Raw genomic sequence first — 16,922 nt, 5'->3', positions numbered from 1 at the left:
AGGGAGGGATGCCTCAGCCTGTTGCCTGTCCGGTTAGATCAATGGACCTATATCTTTATTTTCAAGGTTGGCAATACGAAAGACTTCTTTGGAGATGATGGCAATATTTTCTTTCAACTCGTCCAGAGTGCAACTGATGAGGCCAGAAGGAACGGGAAGGCCCATTATTTCTTCCAACAGTTCTATTTTTAGGTAGCACCCGGCAACCTCTTTCGTGCTTCCCTTCAGGCGCTGAAAGATTTCATCTGCTGAAGACCGATCGTTGCCCAGGCAAAATCTGCCATAGGTGATATGTCCCTCTGACCCTTGTAAACTGATGTTAATTATAAAACGGGTATCCATACTGAGTTTTTGGTTTAAGGATTATGTAGTGCATTAACAATAGAAAGTGCCGCATTTAGCGGCACTTTGGGATTATTGTATCTCGATTTGTCTGGAAACCGCTTTGGCTTCCTCCTTTTTAGGAATGTTGAGTTTGAGTATGCCGTCTGTATAACTCGCCTGGATCCGGTCAACATCTGCACTCTCGGGAAGGGTAAATGATCGGGTAAATGCCGAATAGCTGTATTCCCTTCTGTTATAGGTTTTTCCTTCATTATTACTTTCGGTCCTCTGCTCGGTTGAGATGGTCAGGATGTCCCTTTCAACCGATACCCTGAAATCTTCTTTCTTCAGGCCCGGTGCGGCAAGTTCAATATGGTATTCCTCACCCGACTCTGAAATGTTGACAGCAGGTACACTGCTCAGGCGACGGTCGCTGAAAAAGGTATCGCCTAATACCGATTCAAAAATGTCATTGAAGCCTGGCAGCAATGAACTGTTCTTTTTTTCTGGATTGAATTTAACCAATGTCATAGTTTTTTCTCCTTTTAATGGTTTAATAATAAATGGACTATAAATCAATTAATTTTCTCATAAGCCTTCGTCCGAAGGACTGAACAAATATAATCAAGTGCTGTGCCAATGCGGTTTTTAGGGATTCAACACAATTTTTTCTGAAATATTTTCATTTTTTCTGAAATTTTTTCAGTTCCATTGCTGAAATTTTTTCAGTTGGAAGATGGGCATAACATAGTTCTATATAACCGCCACCGGGCCCGCAAGTTTTATTTTGAAGGGCCGGTTTATTATGGAATCATCCTTTAAGAGGCGCTTATATCAGTTCGTCGAAATGGACCGGCAGCTTGTAAATACGCTTACCAGTTGCATGATAAATGGCATTCGAGATTGCTGCCGGCATGCCTACCAGGCCAATCTCCCCAACTCCCTTGGTGCCGAGCTCATTGATAAGTGTATCTTTTTCATCAGCAAATATCACCTCGAGTTCGCCGATATCCGCATGTACGGGTATGTGGTATTCGCCAAGGTTTGCATTGATGTATTTGCCCAGCCCGGCATCCATGATCGTCTCTTCATAAAGGGCCTTACTGATCCCCCAGATCATTGAACCCAGGATCTGGCTTTTGGCGGTTTTAGGATTGATGATCTTTCCGGCGGCAACCGCGGTTACCGCTCTGGTTACTTTAACAGTCCCCAGGTCCCGGTCAACTTCTACTTCTACAAAGGAGGCGCTGTGGGTTGCGAGGCTATACTTTTTGAGCTTGAGCATGTGGGGTTTTCCCATCTGTGTGGTGTGGATGGCAACGCCTTTGTTGAAGGCAATAATATCTTTTAATGAAACTTTTACCTTCGGGTCTTTTTTGAGCATCATGAGGCCTTGCCCAAAGAATACCTCTTCTTCTCCCGATTTTTTAAACGGAGAGCCGTCCATCTGCGCTGCTTTTTTTAGTAGTTTTTTACGGAGTGCCCTTGCCGCGACTAGGATGGCCACGCCGGTAGATGATGTGATCGCGGAGCCTCCCTGGAACATTGAAAAAGGCTTTTTGCTGTCTCCGTAGCGGAATTCCACATCTTCTATGGATAGACCGAGTTCGTCGGCGGCTATCTGTGTCATCACCGTTAAGGTCCCTGTCCCTATATCTGTTGTGGCATTGTCGATTACCATCTTTCCTTCGCCATCGATCATCACCTTCACCCTTGCCGGAAACTGAAAGGCATCCCAGATCCCGGTGGCCATGCCATAGCCAATAAGTTTATTGCCGCGCTGCATGCTCCCTGGTTCAGGGGAACGTTTCTGCCAGCCGAATTTTTCAGCCGCCTGCAGGTAACATTCCCTCAGTGCCTTGCTGGTATATGGTTTTTTGCTGGAGGGATCCATATCTGAATAATTGATCAGCCTCAGTTCCAAAGGATCGATTTTAAGTTTATAGGCGAGCTCGTCCATGGTACACTCGATGGCATGAAGGGCAGTGCTTCCGCCCGGTGCCCGCATATCCATTGGTGTAGGGACATCGAGTGGGACAACTTCCTGCTCGAAAAGGGTATTTGGGGCGGGGTAGAGTCTGTGACTCCAGTTGGATGTAGGCTCGGTGTAATCCTCAAAACTGGAGGTTTCGGCAAATGTGCTGTGGCCAAGGGCGGTGAGCCTGCCGTTGATGTCTGTTGCGAAGCGGAGTTGTTGTACTGCGGGTGGCCGGTGGCTAAAGGAAAACATCTGCTTTCTATCCAGCACCACACGTATATTGCGTTTCAGGTGCAGCGCTGCCATCACGCAGAGAAAAAGTTGGTACTGTGGCCTGAGCCCTGAACCAAAAGCGCCGCCAACAAATGGTGCCAGTACGCGTACATCTTTATAATGCAGCCCGAAAACGTTGGCAATGAAAAGCTGATTATTGATTGTACCCTGGGTTTTGTCGTATATAGTCAGCTTTCCATCCCCTTCAAATACGGTTGTGGTGGCGAACAGTTCAATGGGATTATGGTGTTCGGTACCGTGGTGATATTTTGCGTTGATCTTTACCGCCGCGTTTTCAAAGGCAGTTTCAAAATCGCCGGTTGGCGGTGGGGGAGGTGGTTTTAATGCAGTGGCGAATCCCTTTTTTGCTGCCCTTGACCTATCGAGGTGATCTTCAAGGCAGGTTTGGTGCGCTTCCCTGCTGTACTGGAAGATAATCTGCGTGGAGGCATACCTCGCTGTTTCAAAATCTGAGGCAATAACCAATGCAATGGGCTGGCCGTTATAAAGTATGTTTTCATCATACAACGGCTTGAAAACGGTGCCCGGAGGAGCATCCATATCGGTATACTGCAGATCGAACCAGGCAAGTTTGGGACGGTTAAGGTGGGAGATTACTTCAACCACACCGGGTATAGCCATGGCCTTTGTGATATCGATGTCCGTAATTTTTCCTTTGGTGACAGGACTGCCCACGATATAACCGTGGAGGAGATCGCTAACCTGGTATTCTGCTGCATACTTTGCCGCTCCGGTAACTTTTGCCTTTCCTTCCAAACGGCTCAGGGGCTTTCCTACAGTTTTATTTGTATCCATTATCAATGTCTTTAGGTGGGGATTGTTAAGCTGAAGGCTGTGCGCCCGGAAGCTGGGAAGCGGGGTTGAGTGCCATCATCCCGTTTCTAACCACCGCATTTTTAGCCAGTTTTATTTTAAAATCGTTATATCCATATCCCTTGGCGCCTTTTAGGATAATTTCTGCTGCTGTTGAAAAGTTTTCTTTGTTTGCAGGCTTGCCACGCAGAAATTCCTCCGCCTCTGCTGAACGCCAGGGCTTGTGCGCTACACCTCCAAGTGCGATTCTCGCTTCAGTGATGATATCGCCTTCCAGCTCAAGGGCTGTGGCTACCGAAACCAGCGCAAAGGCATAGGAGTGCCGGTCGCGGAGTTTAAGATAGGAATAATTTAAAGGGAAACCTTTTTCTGGCAGATCAATGGAGGTGATCAGCTCATCAGGCATTAAATGGTTATCCAGATCAGGGCGGTCGCCAGGCAGACGGTGAAAATCGGCAAAGGCAAGAGTGCGCTTTCCCTCTTTGCCAACTATGTTTACGGTAGCTTCCAGGGCGGCCAGGGCCACACACATATCCGAAGGAAATACCGCAATACACTCTTCACTGGCTCCAAGGATGGCATGCATCCTGTTGTAACCCTCTTTGGCCGGGCATCCCGAACCCGGCTTTCTCTTATTGCAGGGCACCTGATGATCATAAAAGTAGTAACAGCGCGTACGCTGCAACAGGTTGCCGCCATTGCTGGCCATATTTCTGATCTGCGCTGAGGCGCCTGCCAGTATGGCTCTCGAAAGTAGCGGGTACCTGGTCTCTACGCTGGGATGGTAAGCGGTGTCGGAATTCTTAACTGCAGCGCCCAGCCTGAGTCCGCCATCACTGCGTCCGCGGATTTCTGAAAGTTCGGAAAGGTGGTTGATGTCGATGAGCAGGGAGGGATGGACAAGGTTGTATTTCCAGAGGTCCAGTAGGTTTGTGCCTCCAGCAATGAATTTGGCCTGGCTGTTATCACAGGCAAGTTTTATTGTGCCCGAAACATCTGAAGCCTGCTGGTAGTCGAAATTATTCATAGCTCCCCCCGTTTTTTACCTGCATAACCGCATCAATTATCCCCACATTGGCCCCGCACCGGCAAAGGTTGCCACTCATCAGTTCTTTTACTTCTTCGCGCGTGTTTGCCTTTCCTTCCTTTAGCAATCCTATTGCGCTGCATATCTGTCCGGGTGTACAATAGCCGCACTGGAAGGCATCATGGTCGATAAAAGCCTGCTGCAATAGATGGAGTTCATTTCCGTTGGCAATTCCCTCTATGGTGGTGATTTCAGCACCATCTTTCATTACTGCAAGGGTAAGGCAGCTTAGTACCCGTTTGCCATCGCAGATAACCGTGCAGGCACCGCACTGGCCATGATCACAGCCTTTTTTTGTTCCTGTCAGGTCCAGATGGTCACGCAGGCAGTCCAAAAGGCTCACCCATGGGCGGATAACGATATTACGGTCTTCTCCGTTGATCCTGAATGTGATTGACCGGGTATCTGACGTTCCTTGCTGGGATTTTTGAGGTTCTGTTTGCATAGTATAATCTGTTAACTGGATTATCTTGCTAACAATAGAATTGAAACATTGGTTTTTAATTTATTGATAAGGGGTATCAATAATCAGCTTCGTATTTTAGCATACTTTTTGAGGTATGCGGCCAGAAATGGTGCTGTCTTGCTTTCCTTGCAGTTTATCAGGCCATCAACACTACCGCTGTATACGATCCTGCCGCCTTTCTCGCCTGCCTCCGGTCCGATATCGATAATCCAGTCACTCTGGGCAATAACCTGCATATCATGTTCAACCACTACAACTGTATTTCCTGCATCGGCAAGTTTGTTGAGCTGGGCCAATAGCCGTTCTACATCTGAAGGATGCAGTCCGGTAGTGGGTTCATCCAGCACATAAAGTGAAGACCCTTTCTGGCTTTTCTGCAGTTCGGTGGCCAGCTTGATCCGCTGCGCTTCACCTCCCGAGAGTTCGGTTGCCGCCTGTCCGAGCCTCAGGTAACCAAGTCCTACCTCCCTTACAATATCCAGCGCCCGGTAAACAGCGGGATCCTCGTCGAAAAAATCGCAGGCCTGCTCTACGGTCATTTCCAATACCTGGGCAATGTTTTTATCCTTATAGGTGACCTCAAGGGTTTCGGGATTGTACCTTGATCCGTTGCAGGTGGGGCAGGGGCTGTATACGCTCGGCAAAAACAGCAATTCTACCATCACAAAGCCTTCGCCCTGGCAGTGCGGGCATCTTCCTTTTGCCACGTTAAATGAAAACCGGCCTGCATCATACCGGCGTTTTCTGGCGAGCGCAGTATCTGCAAAGCGTTTCCTGACCTGATCGAAAAGACCGGTGTAGGTTGCAAGGTTCGATCTCGGGGTGCGCCCGATCGGCCGCTGATCTACAACTACCAGGCGGGTAATCTGTTCCAGCCCACCCGATATCTTTCCCTCAACTGGTGCAGTGGTTTTTAGCTCTGGCGCCGCTGAAACAGGTTCTGTTTCAGTATCCAACTTCTGGCCAAGCCCATCGGCAACAAGGTTCACGAGCACCTGGCTAACCAGGCTGCTTTTTCCAGAGCCCGATATTCCCGTAACGCAGGTAAGTACGCCGATCGGAAAATCAACATCAATATTTTTGAGGTTATGACGGCCTGCCCCTGAAATACGGAGCTGGCCAGTGGCCTTTCTGGGCGGATTGATAACCGGCTTTATATCATTAAATAAAAACCGGGCGGTAACTGATCTTTCTGCTTGTTTTAAGCCCTTCAATGGTCCGCTGTATAATATATGGCCTCCCTTTTCACCAGCACCCGGTCCAACATCGACTATCCAGTCGGCATGCCTGATCACCTCCACCTCATGTTCCACAACAAAAATACTGTTTCCGGCATTTTTCAGTCTGTCCAGGATCCCTAGTAACGCCTTTGTGTCGGCGGGATGGAGTCCGGCAGAGGGCTCGTCGAGAACATAGATTACACCAAAAAGATTGGAATGGACCTGGGTGGCCAGTCTCAGCCGTTGAAGTTCTCCCGGAGATAAGGTCGGCGTAGTGCGTTCAAGGCTCAGGTAACCCAGCCCCAGTTCGAGCATCACTTCGATCCGTGAAAGGATATCCATACAGATCCGCTGTGTTACAATCTGTTTTTCTGACTGCTGACCTTTCTCAGAACGGGCATACTTTCTGAAAATGGTAGAAAGCTCAGTGAGTGACAGCCTTGAAAGTACGGCAATGTCCTTTCCATCGAAACTAACCGAAAGTGATTCTTTTCTAAGCCTTTTACCAAGGCACAGCGGGCAGGGGGCGCTGACCATATACTTGCTCACCCTTTTCTTCATCAGTTCGGACTGGCTGGAGGAAAAAGTCTTAAGGACATAAGGCTTCGCACCGATAAAAGTACCCATATAATCCGGGGTCTTTTTATTTTTTATGGCCCTTGCTGTCTCTTCTGGAGATAATCCTGGGTAAACGGGGACTGTCGGGGTTTCTTCTGTAAAGAGTATCCAGTCACGGTCTTTTTTAGGAAGATCTCTCCAGGGTATATCGACATTATAACCCATCGATACCAGGATATCTCGCTGGTTCTGCCCCTGCCAGGCGAGTGGCCAGGAGGCAACTGCCCTCTCACGAATGGTGAGCGTGGGATCGGGAACCATTGTTTTTTCGCTTACCTCGAACACGCTGCCCAGTCCATGACATTCCGGGCATGCACCCTGTGGGGTATTGGCGGAGAATCCTTCAGCATAAATGATAGACTGGCCTTTTGGGTAATCACCGGCCCTGGAATATAACATGCGCAGCAGATTGGAAAGCGTAGTCACACTGCCCACCGAAGAGCGGGTACTTGCGCCGCCGCGCTGCTGCTGGAGTGCAACAGCTGGCGGCAGTCCGTCAATTGAATCCACCTCGGGTACGCTCATCTGGTTGAACAGTCTGCGGGCATAAGGAGATACCGACTCAAGGTATCTTCTCTGGGCTTCGGCATATAAGGTTCCAAAGGCCAGAGAAGATTTGCCTGATCCTGATACCCCGGTAAAAACCACAAGCTGGTCCCTCGGAATGTCTAAACTGATATCTTTTAGGTTATGTTCCCTTGCACCTCGTACCCTGATCATATTGCCTTTTTCTTTCCCTGCCATATTTTTGCTTTGCTTTATGAGGCACCTTTTATATCCGCTGTTCTAGGGCTGGTATGTTTTCAGGTATTTTTTTAGCATTTCCCTTGCGATATGGATCCTGGTTTTCACCGTTCCGATTGGCATATTGAATTCATCTGCTATTTCCTGATATTTATGTCCTTCAAAATAACGGATAAAAGGGGTTGAATAGATTTCCGGGATCGAGGCAAGTGCCTTTTGTATATCACCTAAAATAAATGTCCCTGTTGCTTTATTGGCCGAAGCACTTACCGCGAGGTCTTGTGAGCTGATTTCATCGGTCTGGGTGATCAGTGCATTTTTCCGGGTGTTTTTTCTGTAGTCGTTAATAAAAGTATTGCGCATGATCACAAACAGCCATCCCTTTATATTGGTTCCTTCTTCAAAATTCTTGTAAAAACGGATCGCCTTGATCATGGTATCCTGTACAAGGTCATCCGCATCATCTTCGTTTTTGGTATAACGGATCGCGTGGCGGCGAAGTGCGGGAGAGTGCTCTTTGATCAGTGTACCAAATTTTAGTTCATTCATTTACAGGTGGATGTTTTTGTCCGTTATCTTTGCCAATTTTTTTGTTTTCAGATAACATGAAACCCGTGGATTTTGTTTTGCAGTTAAAGATTTTCGGTTATGGCCAGCATGATCTAATTAGGGGACATGCCTGTCCTTGTTGTATGGATTTTTTTTTATTTCCCGAACAATTGCCGGAGCTGTCCTGTTGGATTTAAAGAACATTAATCAAAAACGACATGACTGAAAAGAAAATACCAACATTGCAGGATCCCAGGAACATGTATCCTGCGCCACCGTTTAATAAACAGCCGCAGGAAGTTCCCGGACTTGCATCGAAAATGGACCCGGTGCCTGATCATGGGGAAAAAAGTTATAAGGGTTCCGGAAGATTAGCGGGGCGCAGGGCACTTATTACCGGAGGGGATTCGGGCATAGGCCGTGCAGCAGCGATTGCATACGCCCGTGAAGGAGCGGATGTGGTGATCGGTTACCTTCCGCAGGAACAATCAGATGCCGATGAGGTACTTAAGCTAATAGAAGAGGCAGGGAGCAAAGGTTTTGGCATCCCTGGTGACATTACCAGCCGCGAATTCTGCGAAACGCTGGTGGCACAAACCGTGGAAAAACTGGGCGGAATTGATATACTGGTCAATAATGCCGGGCACCAGCAGGCGGTAGATTCACTGCTTGATATCAGTCCGGAAGCGTTTGATGTGACCATGAAAACCAATATCTATGCACCATTCTGGATCACCAAAGCAGCTTTACCGCATCTGGAACCGGGATCGGTAATTATTTCAACGAGTTCGGTACAGGCGTATGACCCTTCGGAGAACCTATTTGATTACGCCCAGACCAAAGCGGCCAATGTGGCCTTTGTAAAATCGCTGGCCAAGCAGCTGGGGCCAAAGGGCATACGGGTAAACGGCGTAGCACCTGGTCCTGTATGGACACCGCTGCAAACCAGTGGCGGGCAGCCGCAGGATGCCATTGTGGAATTCGGTAAAGCTACCCCGCTCGGTCGTCCCGGTCAGCCGGCAGAGCTTGCCTCAATCTACGTGCAGCTGGCCGATGGTTCTGCCAGTTACGCAACCGGACAGATATATGGTGCAGCCGGTGGAAACGGCCATCCATAAGTTTATTTCATTAAATGATAAAAGGGGCATTCTTAAGGAATGCCCTTTTTTGTTCCAATAGTTATTCAATCCAATTGTTCTTGCTAATCACAAATACTCCAGTTTTTGATTGATCAGTAAGCATATACGATTATGATTTAGAATAATTTGAGCTAAGTTTCTGTTCTTTAAATTTTAAATAATTGCTAATTTATTTAGTAAAAATAATTATATTTGATCTTTGAAGATGATAAAATATCTTTTATATGACGGAGCTGGACTATTTTTTTGAAGGTGAAGATGGGGGATCGGAACTTTATCAGCTGATCCGGTTCGGGGCAGGAGAGCCCTGGAGGATCGTGCTGGACGGGGAACTGCTCGGCAGTCTGGAAAAGCTGCAGGGCACCTGGAGGCAACTGAGCGGAGATGATCTGAACAAGCAACTTTTTAGCATGCTTACCGGTCACATTGATGCGCAATATTTCAACAGCCTGCCTGGGGAAATCTGTTCGCGCTGGCCAAACCTAGTCGAAAAAGTCATGTTCAGGTCTGATGCAGCCTATATGGTGATCTGTAAAGAGGGGATCAGCTTTAAAAGTTTTGAGCGTATATTTTCACGGTTTGTGCCCGGTCTGCTCAAAGATGAATGGACGGTTAGCTTCCAGGTTTTCAATCATGATTTTTCGGACGACTTCTCACTGGACGCCCGGCCCCTGGTTTATAAGAAAGAATCATTTGGATGGGAAGAAGTGAACAGGTAATGGAACAATTGAGTTTTTTTTCACATAGCGGACAGTCTGCAGGGTTACCGGGAGATGTGGTAGACTATCATGCTGGTTTTATTGATCAAGAGAAAAGTGATTTGTTACTCAAAACCCTGATACGGGATACGCCATGGCAACAAAGGCTTGTGAAGATGTACGATCGCGAGGTACTTACGCCCAGGCTCACTGCCTGGTATGGGAATACCGATGGTATTGATTACGGAGCCCTTGGCAAATCCACTCCGATGGATTGGACAGCATCACTTTTGGAACTTAAAAAATTGGTAGAGCCGGTTTCGGGCATAAGCTTCAACAGTGTACTGCTCAATTATTACCGTAACGGCAGGGATTCGGTCGCCTGGCATAGTGATAAAGAAACGGTAATGGGATCGCACCCCATTATAGCTTCGGTTTCCTTTGGCGCAGTCCGAAGTTTTGATATTAGAAAAAAAGAGAATCACCATGAAAAATATTCTGTGCGGCTTGAACATGGATCCCTTCTGATCATGAAAGGAGATCTGCAGTCTGGATGGGAGCACCGGATTGCCAAGACCACTGAAAATATTGGACCAAGGATCAACCTGACTTTCAGGCGGATCATGGATCCATCTACCTGATAAGTCAGGTTTGATTAAAAAGGGAATAGCGGATGTTGAAAAAAAGCATTGCTGTGAAGATCTGCAAAGCAATGCTGATTCTCTTATTTCACCTGAAATTATTTATTTTACAAAGCTGACTAGCTGCGAGAGCGGCAATCTTACCTTTTTCAAACCTGCGTAAAAGTCACCTTCCTCATCCCGGTAGCCCAGTGCCAGGGTTACCACAGCGGTCAGCCCCAAAGGTTTCAGTCCAAGCAGCGAATCAAATTTTTCTATATCAAAACCCTCCATTGGCGTAGAATCGATCTTAAGTTCAGCAGCTGAAATCAGTGCGGTTCCCAAAGCGATATAAGCCTGCCTTGCCGCCCATGCTGCATTATCCTCATCCTTACGGGAAAGTATGCCACCAACCAGCGCGGCTTTAAAGTCAGAAAGTGCCTCGACAGGAATTTCCCTTTGTGTGGCGATTTGCAGCATATAGGCATCAATATGTTCTGCTGTTATTGCGGTTAAGGCCGCAAATACAAGCAAATGTGAACAGCTTGCAATCTGGCTGTTGAAAGATCCCTCACCCAAAGATTCTTTAACAGAAGGATTTTCGACTACGAATATCCGGTAAGGCTGCAGGCCGGTAGAAGATGCTGACAGGTTAATGGCTTCCAGAATTTTATCCAGGTCTTCTGCTGAAACTTTACGGTCACTGAATTTTTTGGTGGCGTAGCGCCATTTTAAGCTTTCTATTGTATTCATGATTTAATTTTTTTATTTCTGGCGGTAAAATTGCAAGTTTTGGTTTACTTTTGTCACTATAAGACAAAAAGTAACGGTGACAAAAAGGTAACCATGAAGCAGATTACAAGAGAACCCAGCCACGAATGCAAAATGGCCATTATGGCTGTACACGATGCCATCGACGTTTTGAGCGGTAAATGGAAGATCACCATCATTACCTGCCTGCTCTTCGGTCCGAAAAGATATTCTGAGATTATGCGGGATGTAAAAGGCATTTCCGGAAAGGTGCTTAGCAGAGAGCTGAGGGAAATGGAAACCAATCTGCTTATCAGCCGAACCGTTATAGATACCCAGCCCATTACGGTAAGTTATGCGCTCACTGAATACGGCCAATCGGTGCAGCCCATCATAACTGTACTTTCTGCCTGGGGACAGACGCACCGGGAGCAGATCAGTAAAAAATAATGTAATTTAGGTTTTTTAAAAAAAATCGTTCTCTATTTATTCAGGCCTGATTAATCCCCGAATGTTGGTCATTTCAAATGTCTTTCATGCTGGGATTAGCAGTAAGTTGAACTAATTTTTATGTTTATTGACTTAAGGCTGTCCGCTTCTACCTGCCGCGACATAAATCTGTCCTGTAGAATAACCGGCATCGTTAGCGGCCAGCTGCACATCAATTGAAGCCAGTTCAGCAGGTTTTCCGGCCCTGCAGTAAAGCATCTTGATGTCTGTAAATGTCTGACTGTTAATTTTTTACTGTTTTAATTGTATTTTAAGATAAATCAGGCTTTCCATTTCAGTTATTTTCATTTAACTATGCTTATTCCATTCGGGTTTGTCTTTTATTGTGAGGATTTAGATCCTTCCCGTTGAGTTTTTAATGGTTGTTTACAAGGTAAAACCTACAATATAAATTTGTTTTTTATAAGTTCGTGGAGACATTCCGGTTATTTTCTTAAAGGATTTGGAGAAGTATGACAGGGTATCGAAACCTGTTTGCGCAGCAATTTCTGAATAGGCCAGTTTGCTGGTGGCCAATAAATATTGTGCCCGCTCTATCCGTTTGCCAAGTATATAATTTACCGGGCGCTCTCCGGTAAAGATTTTAAATTGCCGTGAGAAATAATCAGGATGCTGATTAATACGGGCAGCAAGTGCAGTCACAGATAATTCCTGATGCAGGTTAACCAAAATATGTCCTATCGTTTCGGCAATTTTAGATGGTGCATGTTGGATTCCCTGTGCGAGATGTTGCTGGGATTTTAGAAAACGACCCATTAACTGAAGCAATATGCCCTGGGTTTCGATATAACTGGCTAAGTTCTGCCTGTTATTCAGTTCCTGATATTCTTTATAATAAATATTCTTTTCATATATTTTGGGGTCATCAGACCTATTGATCCCCCGGCCAGGATTGATTTCGAGCAGATGTTTAAAAAGATCAATGTCCAACTGTGTTGCCTTGATTTTCGAAACTACCCGGCTTCTGGCAAAAAGCGAAACCCCATCTGCAGATTCTTCGAAAAACTGAACAAAATACTGGCTTAAATGGCTGCTGCAACTTAAACTACAAAGGGTGAAACTAGGTATAATATAAAGGTAACCTGGCTCTAGCTTTAAAAAATTAACCTGGTCAGATATCTCACCTGCTCCGTCATCTATATAATATATACGGTAATAAGGACTGATTACATTTCGATAATCCCATTTATGCGTTAGTTTTACGTGGTCTACATTCAGCAGGGAAAAAGTGTTCTGTAATACTCTTTTAATCATTTTTAAATGTCGGATTTTTACAACAAAAAGTCTAATTTATTCAAATATACATCGGTTAAGATCTTTAATTTTGATCATAGTAACCAAATATATAACCGGGGAATAATTCCGACTTTCCATATTCTGTCGGCCGTAACTGGAGATATCTTGTGTTTAAAGATTATTTAAACTATCATAAAATGAGAAAAACATTATTATTAGGTCTTATGGCTTCTTCCCTGATGCTTGGCGTAAAGGCACAACAGCATAATAACAAGGTTGAAAAAATCGTTTTTAAGCCTACAGATGAGTCGTTAAAGCAGTATGAGTATCCAGAATGGTTCCGTGATGCTAAATTTGGTATCTGGTCGCATTGGGGGCCTCAGGCTGTTCCAAGGCAAGGCGATTGGTATGCAAAAAATATGTATATCCAGGGCAGCGAGCAGAATAAATACCATGTTGCAAAATATGGAACGCCTTCTAAATTTGGTTACAAGGATCTTATCCCGCTCTGGAAAGCAGAGAAATGGAATCCAGAACAATTAATGGCGTTATATAAGAAAGCCGGTGCCAGGTATTTTGTAACCATGGGCTCACACCATGATAATTTCTTTCTGTGGAACTCCAAAATCCATAAGTGGAATTCGGTAAATATGGGTCCACATAAAGATGTTGTTGGTTTATGGCAAAGAGCCGCAAAAAAAGAAGGCCTTCGTTTCGGCGTTTCTGAGCACCTGGCAGCCAGTTTTAACTGGTTTCAAACCAGTCACGGTGCGGATAAAACCGGGCAATTTGCTGGTGTTCCTTACGATGGCCGTGATCCTCAATATTCGGATCTTTACCATTTACCAGCTGATTCGGCCAATATTAAAGATTGGCTCACTAATAATCCGGGATGGCACAATCAATGGTTAAAGAATGTGAATGAACTGATCGATAACTATCATCCAGACCTGCTTTATTCAGATAGTAAGCTTCCTTTTGGAAATATTGGAAGGGAGATGGTGGCGCATTATTATAACCAGGATATTGCAAAAAATAAAGGTAAACTTGAAGCGGTATATACGCCCAAGGAAGCATCTGAAGGAAAATGGGCACAGGATGTAGAACGCGGCGTGCTTGATTCGATCAGCCCTTTTCCATGGCAAACCGATACTTCGATAGGAGACTGGTATTATAGAACAGGGCAGCGGTACAAAAGCGCGAATGAAATTGCCCAACTTTTGACAGATATCGTCAGTAAAAACGGCAATCTGCTCATCAATGTTGTACAAACCCCGGAGGGAGATCTTGAACCTGATGTAATTAAAATTATTACTGAAATAGGGGAATGGACCAAAATGAACGGAGAAGGTATTTATGGCTCCAGGCCTTGGAAAGTGTATGGAGAAGGGCCGTCTACCATTAAATCAAATCAGAAAAAGGGCCATTTCGGCGGTTTAACAGATACCCGTGAATACCAGTCAACTGATATCAGGTATACAACAAAAGATAAAAATCTTTTTGCTTTCTGTTTAAATATTCCGAAAGGCGATATCAAAATGACACTGCTTGGGGCGAAATCGAAATATCTGGATAAAGGAATTGTTTCGGTTACAATTCTTGGTAGTAAAGAGAAACTAAACTGGACACAGGAAAACGATGCGCTGGTGATTAAGAAACCAGCTGATTACCCTGCATGGGCAGTAACAGGTTTCAAAATAGAATTTAAAAAATAGGTTCAAAAACATTAATCTGCTAACAATCAAGCGCAAGGTATGGTAACTGTATATTCAGTAACTGGGAGCGATGAAACCGGAAATATACAAAACGGTTATTATGTTCCCTTGGTCTGCTTTGCTGCTATCATCCTACTTGGGTTAAGTGAGCACCGGATTAAAAAAAGAAAATAGCATTAACAAATCTGCTCCAGTTATACCGTAAAAATGAAAAGATATTGCCTTGCACTGGATTTGGTAGATGATCCAAATCTGATAGCAGAATATGAAGCCTACCATCAAAATGGCTGGCCCGAAATTAAGCTAAGTATTACCGAAGCAGGTATTCTGGATATGGAAATTTACCGCTTTTCTAATCGTTTGTTCATGATCATGGAAACGCAAAATGATTTTAGTTTTGAAAAAAAGGCTGATATGGATGCCGCCAATCCTAAAGTTAAGGAGTGGGAAGAGCTGATGTGGAAATATCAGCAGGCGCTGCCTTTGGCAAGGCCTGGAGAAAAGTGGGTGCTGATGAAAAATATATTTAAGCTAAACAATCGGGAAATATGATAACAGGTAATGAGCATGCTGATTTATAAAAGATAGCTACTGATCTACGTCCGTTTATTTTTGTTGAACCGGGAATATGGAACGAGATCCGTAATGCAGATCGAAACAACAATTTATCCACTATAGATTAGAATTAATGGCGTTAACTTAACAATTAAACCCCTAAATGGAAACAAAACATACCTACGCTGCTGTCGTTTTGTAAATACATTTGGATAGAAAAAATTACTAGCCAAATTCTAACCCATTTTATGAGAAAAATTTTAACAAGTGTTGCAGTATCCATGCTTTTGTTTACTGCCTGCAAAAAAGACCAGCCTGTTGCAACAACTGAACCCGGACAGGTAAAAGCCGATTGGACCTCGGATAACAGCACATCCAACTACACCAGCAAGGCTTATGCACCTTACACCGTATTTAATAATGTGTGGGGTGCTAATCCTGGTTACCAGAGTATTTGGGCCAATAACGGTAATAACTGGGGTATTTGGTCTAACCATCCAAATACCTCAGGCATAAAATCTTATCCCAATTCTGAACGTAAAGTACAACGTTTATTGAGCAGTTTGAACAGTTTAACCTCTCATTATGATGTTACGGTACCTGCCGACGGATCGTGGGGTGCTGACTATGATGTATGGACAAGCAATGATAAATACGAAATTATGCTTTGGATGAATTATAGAGGCAACGTTGGTCCTATAGCCAGTTCATATCCGGGCGGTGTGGCCCAGGTAAATGTTTCTAATAAAACCGTTGGCGGGCATACCTGGAATGTATATAAAGGTCCTGTAAGTTCGAGTGGTAAACAGGTTTTTTCTTTTTTACGCACCAGTAATTCAACTTCTGGAGATGTGAATATCAAAGATATCATGAATTACCTTAAAAACGACCTGACCTGGATCGGTAATGAGACAATAGACCGTGTACAATTCGGTTTTGAAGTAACCAGCACCGTTGGTGGAAGAAACCACCAGGTAAATAATTATACCGTATCTTTTAATTAACCAATTTTAAAACAGGCACACTAATTTTTTCTACCTAAATCCATTACCCAGTAGGTGCCTGCTTTGCCGGCACCTACTTCATTATATGTGGTATCCATCATCGCTTTGCAGTGGCTTTCGCTGGCTAACCATCCCGCTATTACCTCATCAGCACTGGTGTAATTTTTTGCTATAACCTCTCCAACCTCAGTTCCGGCATATCCCTGTTGTCTGGAACGCTGTATCGCCGGGATGCCTTCGGGTGTAATGTGGCTAAAATAATTCCGGTTCAACATATCTTCAGCATGTAAGGTTGCAGTTTTTTCGAGTGCAGTATTCCAGGTTACCTTTTGTGCAGGTGGCATAATGTCTGTTCCGCAGGTGCAGCCTTTTTCTCTCAGCTGGTTTAATCTGGTCAAAAGTTCGGTCTCCAGATCTTTTTTAGATGCTTCACTGTTTTCCTTTTTACAGGCGGAAATCGTTGCGGCGAACATCAGCATAATTGTACTGGCGAAGTAGATTATAGTTTTGTGATGAGTTACAGAAAAATAGTGATTGCGCATGATAAGATTAAAATAAAGTCATAGGCCTCTACTAAGATACATACAGAAAACCATAAAAGT

Annotated in this window: 18 protein-coding genes; 7 read left to right on the top strand and 11 right to left on the bottom strand. The window is 44.8% G+C overall.

Annotated elements, in window-relative coordinates:
* Positions 1-33: 33 nt before the first annotated feature.
* The 7 genes from H9L23_RS12480 to H9L23_RS12450 all read right to left on the bottom strand — a co-directional run bounded on the left by H9L23_RS12480 (position 34) and on the right by H9L23_RS12450 (position 8,093).
* The gene (locus H9L23_RS12480) at positions 34-342 is read right to left on the bottom strand and encodes a hypothetical protein (protein ID WP_187595263.1); all 309 of its coding nucleotides are present in this window, start codon (positions 340-342) and stop codon (positions 34-36) included.
* 72 nt (positions 343-414) lie between these two features.
* Entirely contained in the window at positions 415-855 is a 441-nt protein-coding gene (locus tag H9L23_RS12475) for an Hsp20/alpha crystallin family protein (protein ID WP_187595262.1), read from the bottom strand.
* 298 nt (positions 856-1,153) lie between these two features.
* Positions 1,154-3,391 (bottom strand): xanthine dehydrogenase family protein molybdopterin-binding subunit, encoded by a 2,238-nt coding sequence (locus H9L23_RS12470; protein ID WP_187595261.1) that lies wholly within the window; start codon positions 3,389-3,391, stop codon positions 1,154-1,156.
* Positions 3,392-3,416: 25 nt separating this feature from the next.
* Entirely contained in the window at positions 3,417-4,436 is a 1,020-nt protein-coding gene (locus H9L23_RS12465; protein WP_187595260.1) for an FAD binding domain-containing protein, read from the bottom strand.
* Positions 4,429-4,941 carry a (2Fe-2S)-binding protein gene (locus H9L23_RS12460; RefSeq protein WP_187595259.1) on the bottom strand — a complete coding sequence of 171 codons (513 nt, stop codon included), beginning with the start codon at positions 4,939-4,941 and terminating at the stop codon, positions 4,429-4,431. Before H9L23_RS12460 ends, H9L23_RS12465 begins: the two co-directional genes overlap by 8 nt.
* A gap of 83 nt (positions 4,942-5,024) precedes the next feature.
* On the bottom strand, positions 5,025-7,544 hold the full coding sequence (gene uvrA, locus H9L23_RS12455; RefSeq protein ID WP_187595258.1) for an excinuclease ABC subunit UvrA: 2,520 nt from the start codon (positions 7,542-7,544) through the stop codon (positions 5,025-5,027).
* A gap of 42 nt (positions 7,545-7,586) precedes the next feature.
* Positions 7,587-8,093: an RNA polymerase sigma factor gene (locus H9L23_RS12450; RefSeq protein ID WP_187595257.1), complete on the bottom strand. Its 507-nt coding sequence runs from the start codon at positions 8,091-8,093 to the stop codon at positions 7,587-7,589.
* A 218-nt stretch (positions 8,094-8,311) separates the two neighbouring features.
* On the opposite strand from H9L23_RS12450, the gene H9L23_RS12445 reads away from it, so the two are divergent.
* The 3 genes from H9L23_RS12445 (at position 8,312) to H9L23_RS12435 (ending at position 10,571) form a co-directional block, all read left to right on the top strand.
* Positions 8,312-9,211 (top strand): SDR family oxidoreductase, encoded by a 900-nt coding sequence (locus H9L23_RS12445; protein ID WP_246474932.1) that lies wholly within the window; start codon positions 8,312-8,314, stop codon positions 9,209-9,211.
* Between the two features lie 245 nt (positions 9,212-9,456).
* On the top strand, positions 9,457-9,951 hold the full coding sequence (locus tag H9L23_RS12440; protein WP_187595256.1) for a hypothetical protein: 495 nt from the start codon (positions 9,457-9,459) through the stop codon (positions 9,949-9,951).
* Entirely contained in the window at positions 9,930-10,571 is a 642-nt protein-coding gene (locus H9L23_RS12435; RefSeq protein WP_246474931.1) for an alpha-ketoglutarate-dependent dioxygenase AlkB family protein, read from the top strand. Before H9L23_RS12440 ends, H9L23_RS12435 begins: the two co-directional genes overlap by 22 nt.
* 102 nt (positions 10,572-10,673) lie before the next feature.
* On the opposite strand, the gene H9L23_RS12430 is transcribed toward H9L23_RS12435, so the two are convergent.
* Positions 10,674-11,303: a nitroreductase family protein gene (locus H9L23_RS12430; protein ID WP_187595255.1), complete on the bottom strand. Its 630-nt coding sequence runs from the start codon at positions 11,301-11,303 to the stop codon at positions 10,674-10,676.
* Between the two features lie 93 nt (positions 11,304-11,396).
* On the opposite strand from H9L23_RS12430, the gene H9L23_RS12425 reads away from it, so the two are divergent.
* Positions 11,397-11,750, top strand: coding sequence for a winged helix-turn-helix transcriptional regulator (locus tag H9L23_RS12425; protein WP_246474930.1), 354 nt, complete (start codon positions 11,397-11,399; stop codon positions 11,748-11,750).
* Between the two features lie 132 nt (positions 11,751-11,882).
* Here the strand turns inward: H9L23_RS12425 and H9L23_RS26880 are convergent, their stop codons facing one another.
* Together H9L23_RS26880 and H9L23_RS12415 are read right to left on the bottom strand one after the other, a co-directional pair.
* A complete protein-coding gene (locus H9L23_RS26880) occupies positions 11,883-12,008 on the bottom strand; it encodes a hypothetical protein (protein WP_262892389.1) in 126 nt (41 codons plus the stop codon).
* 168 nt (positions 12,009-12,176) lie between these two features.
* Positions 12,177-13,064: a helix-turn-helix domain-containing protein gene (locus tag H9L23_RS12415; RefSeq protein ID WP_187595254.1), complete on the bottom strand. Its 888-nt coding sequence runs from the start codon at positions 13,062-13,064 to the stop codon at positions 12,177-12,179.
* Positions 13,065-13,243: 179 nt separating this feature from the next.
* Between H9L23_RS12415 and H9L23_RS12410 the strand changes: the two genes are divergently transcribed.
* The 3 genes from H9L23_RS12410 to H9L23_RS12400 all read left to right on the top strand — a co-directional run bounded on the left by H9L23_RS12410 (position 13,244) and on the right by H9L23_RS12400 (position 16,320).
* Positions 13,244-14,761 (top strand): alpha-L-fucosidase, encoded by a 1,518-nt coding sequence (locus tag H9L23_RS12410; protein WP_187595253.1) that lies wholly within the window; start codon positions 13,244-13,246, stop codon positions 14,759-14,761.
* Between the two features lie 207 nt (positions 14,762-14,968).
* Complete coding sequence (locus H9L23_RS12405) at positions 14,969-15,313, top strand: L-rhamnose mutarotase (protein WP_187595252.1); 345 nt, start codon at positions 14,969-14,971, stop codon at positions 15,311-15,313.
* A 251-nt stretch (positions 15,314-15,564) separates the two neighbouring features.
* Entirely contained in the window at positions 15,565-16,320 is a 756-nt protein-coding gene (locus H9L23_RS12400) for a GH12 family glycosyl hydrolase domain-containing protein (RefSeq protein WP_187595251.1), read from the top strand.
* A 20-nt stretch (positions 16,321-16,340) separates the two neighbouring features.
* On the opposite strand, the gene H9L23_RS12395 is transcribed toward H9L23_RS12400, so the two are convergent.
* Positions 16,341-16,862 carry a CAP domain-containing protein gene (locus tag H9L23_RS12395; protein ID WP_187595250.1) on the bottom strand — a complete coding sequence of 174 codons (522 nt, stop codon included), beginning with the start codon at positions 16,860-16,862 and terminating at the stop codon, positions 16,341-16,343.
* Between the last annotated feature and the right edge of the window lie 60 nt (positions 16,863-16,922).

The organism is Pedobacter roseus, from assembly GCF_014395225.1.
In the GTDB taxonomy this organism is placed as follows: domain Bacteria; phylum Bacteroidota; class Bacteroidia; order Sphingobacteriales; family Sphingobacteriaceae; genus Pedobacter; species Pedobacter roseus.
The sequence above is the reverse complement of the archived record's forward strand: the minus strand, read 5'-3'. Positions and strand labels throughout refer to the sequence as shown.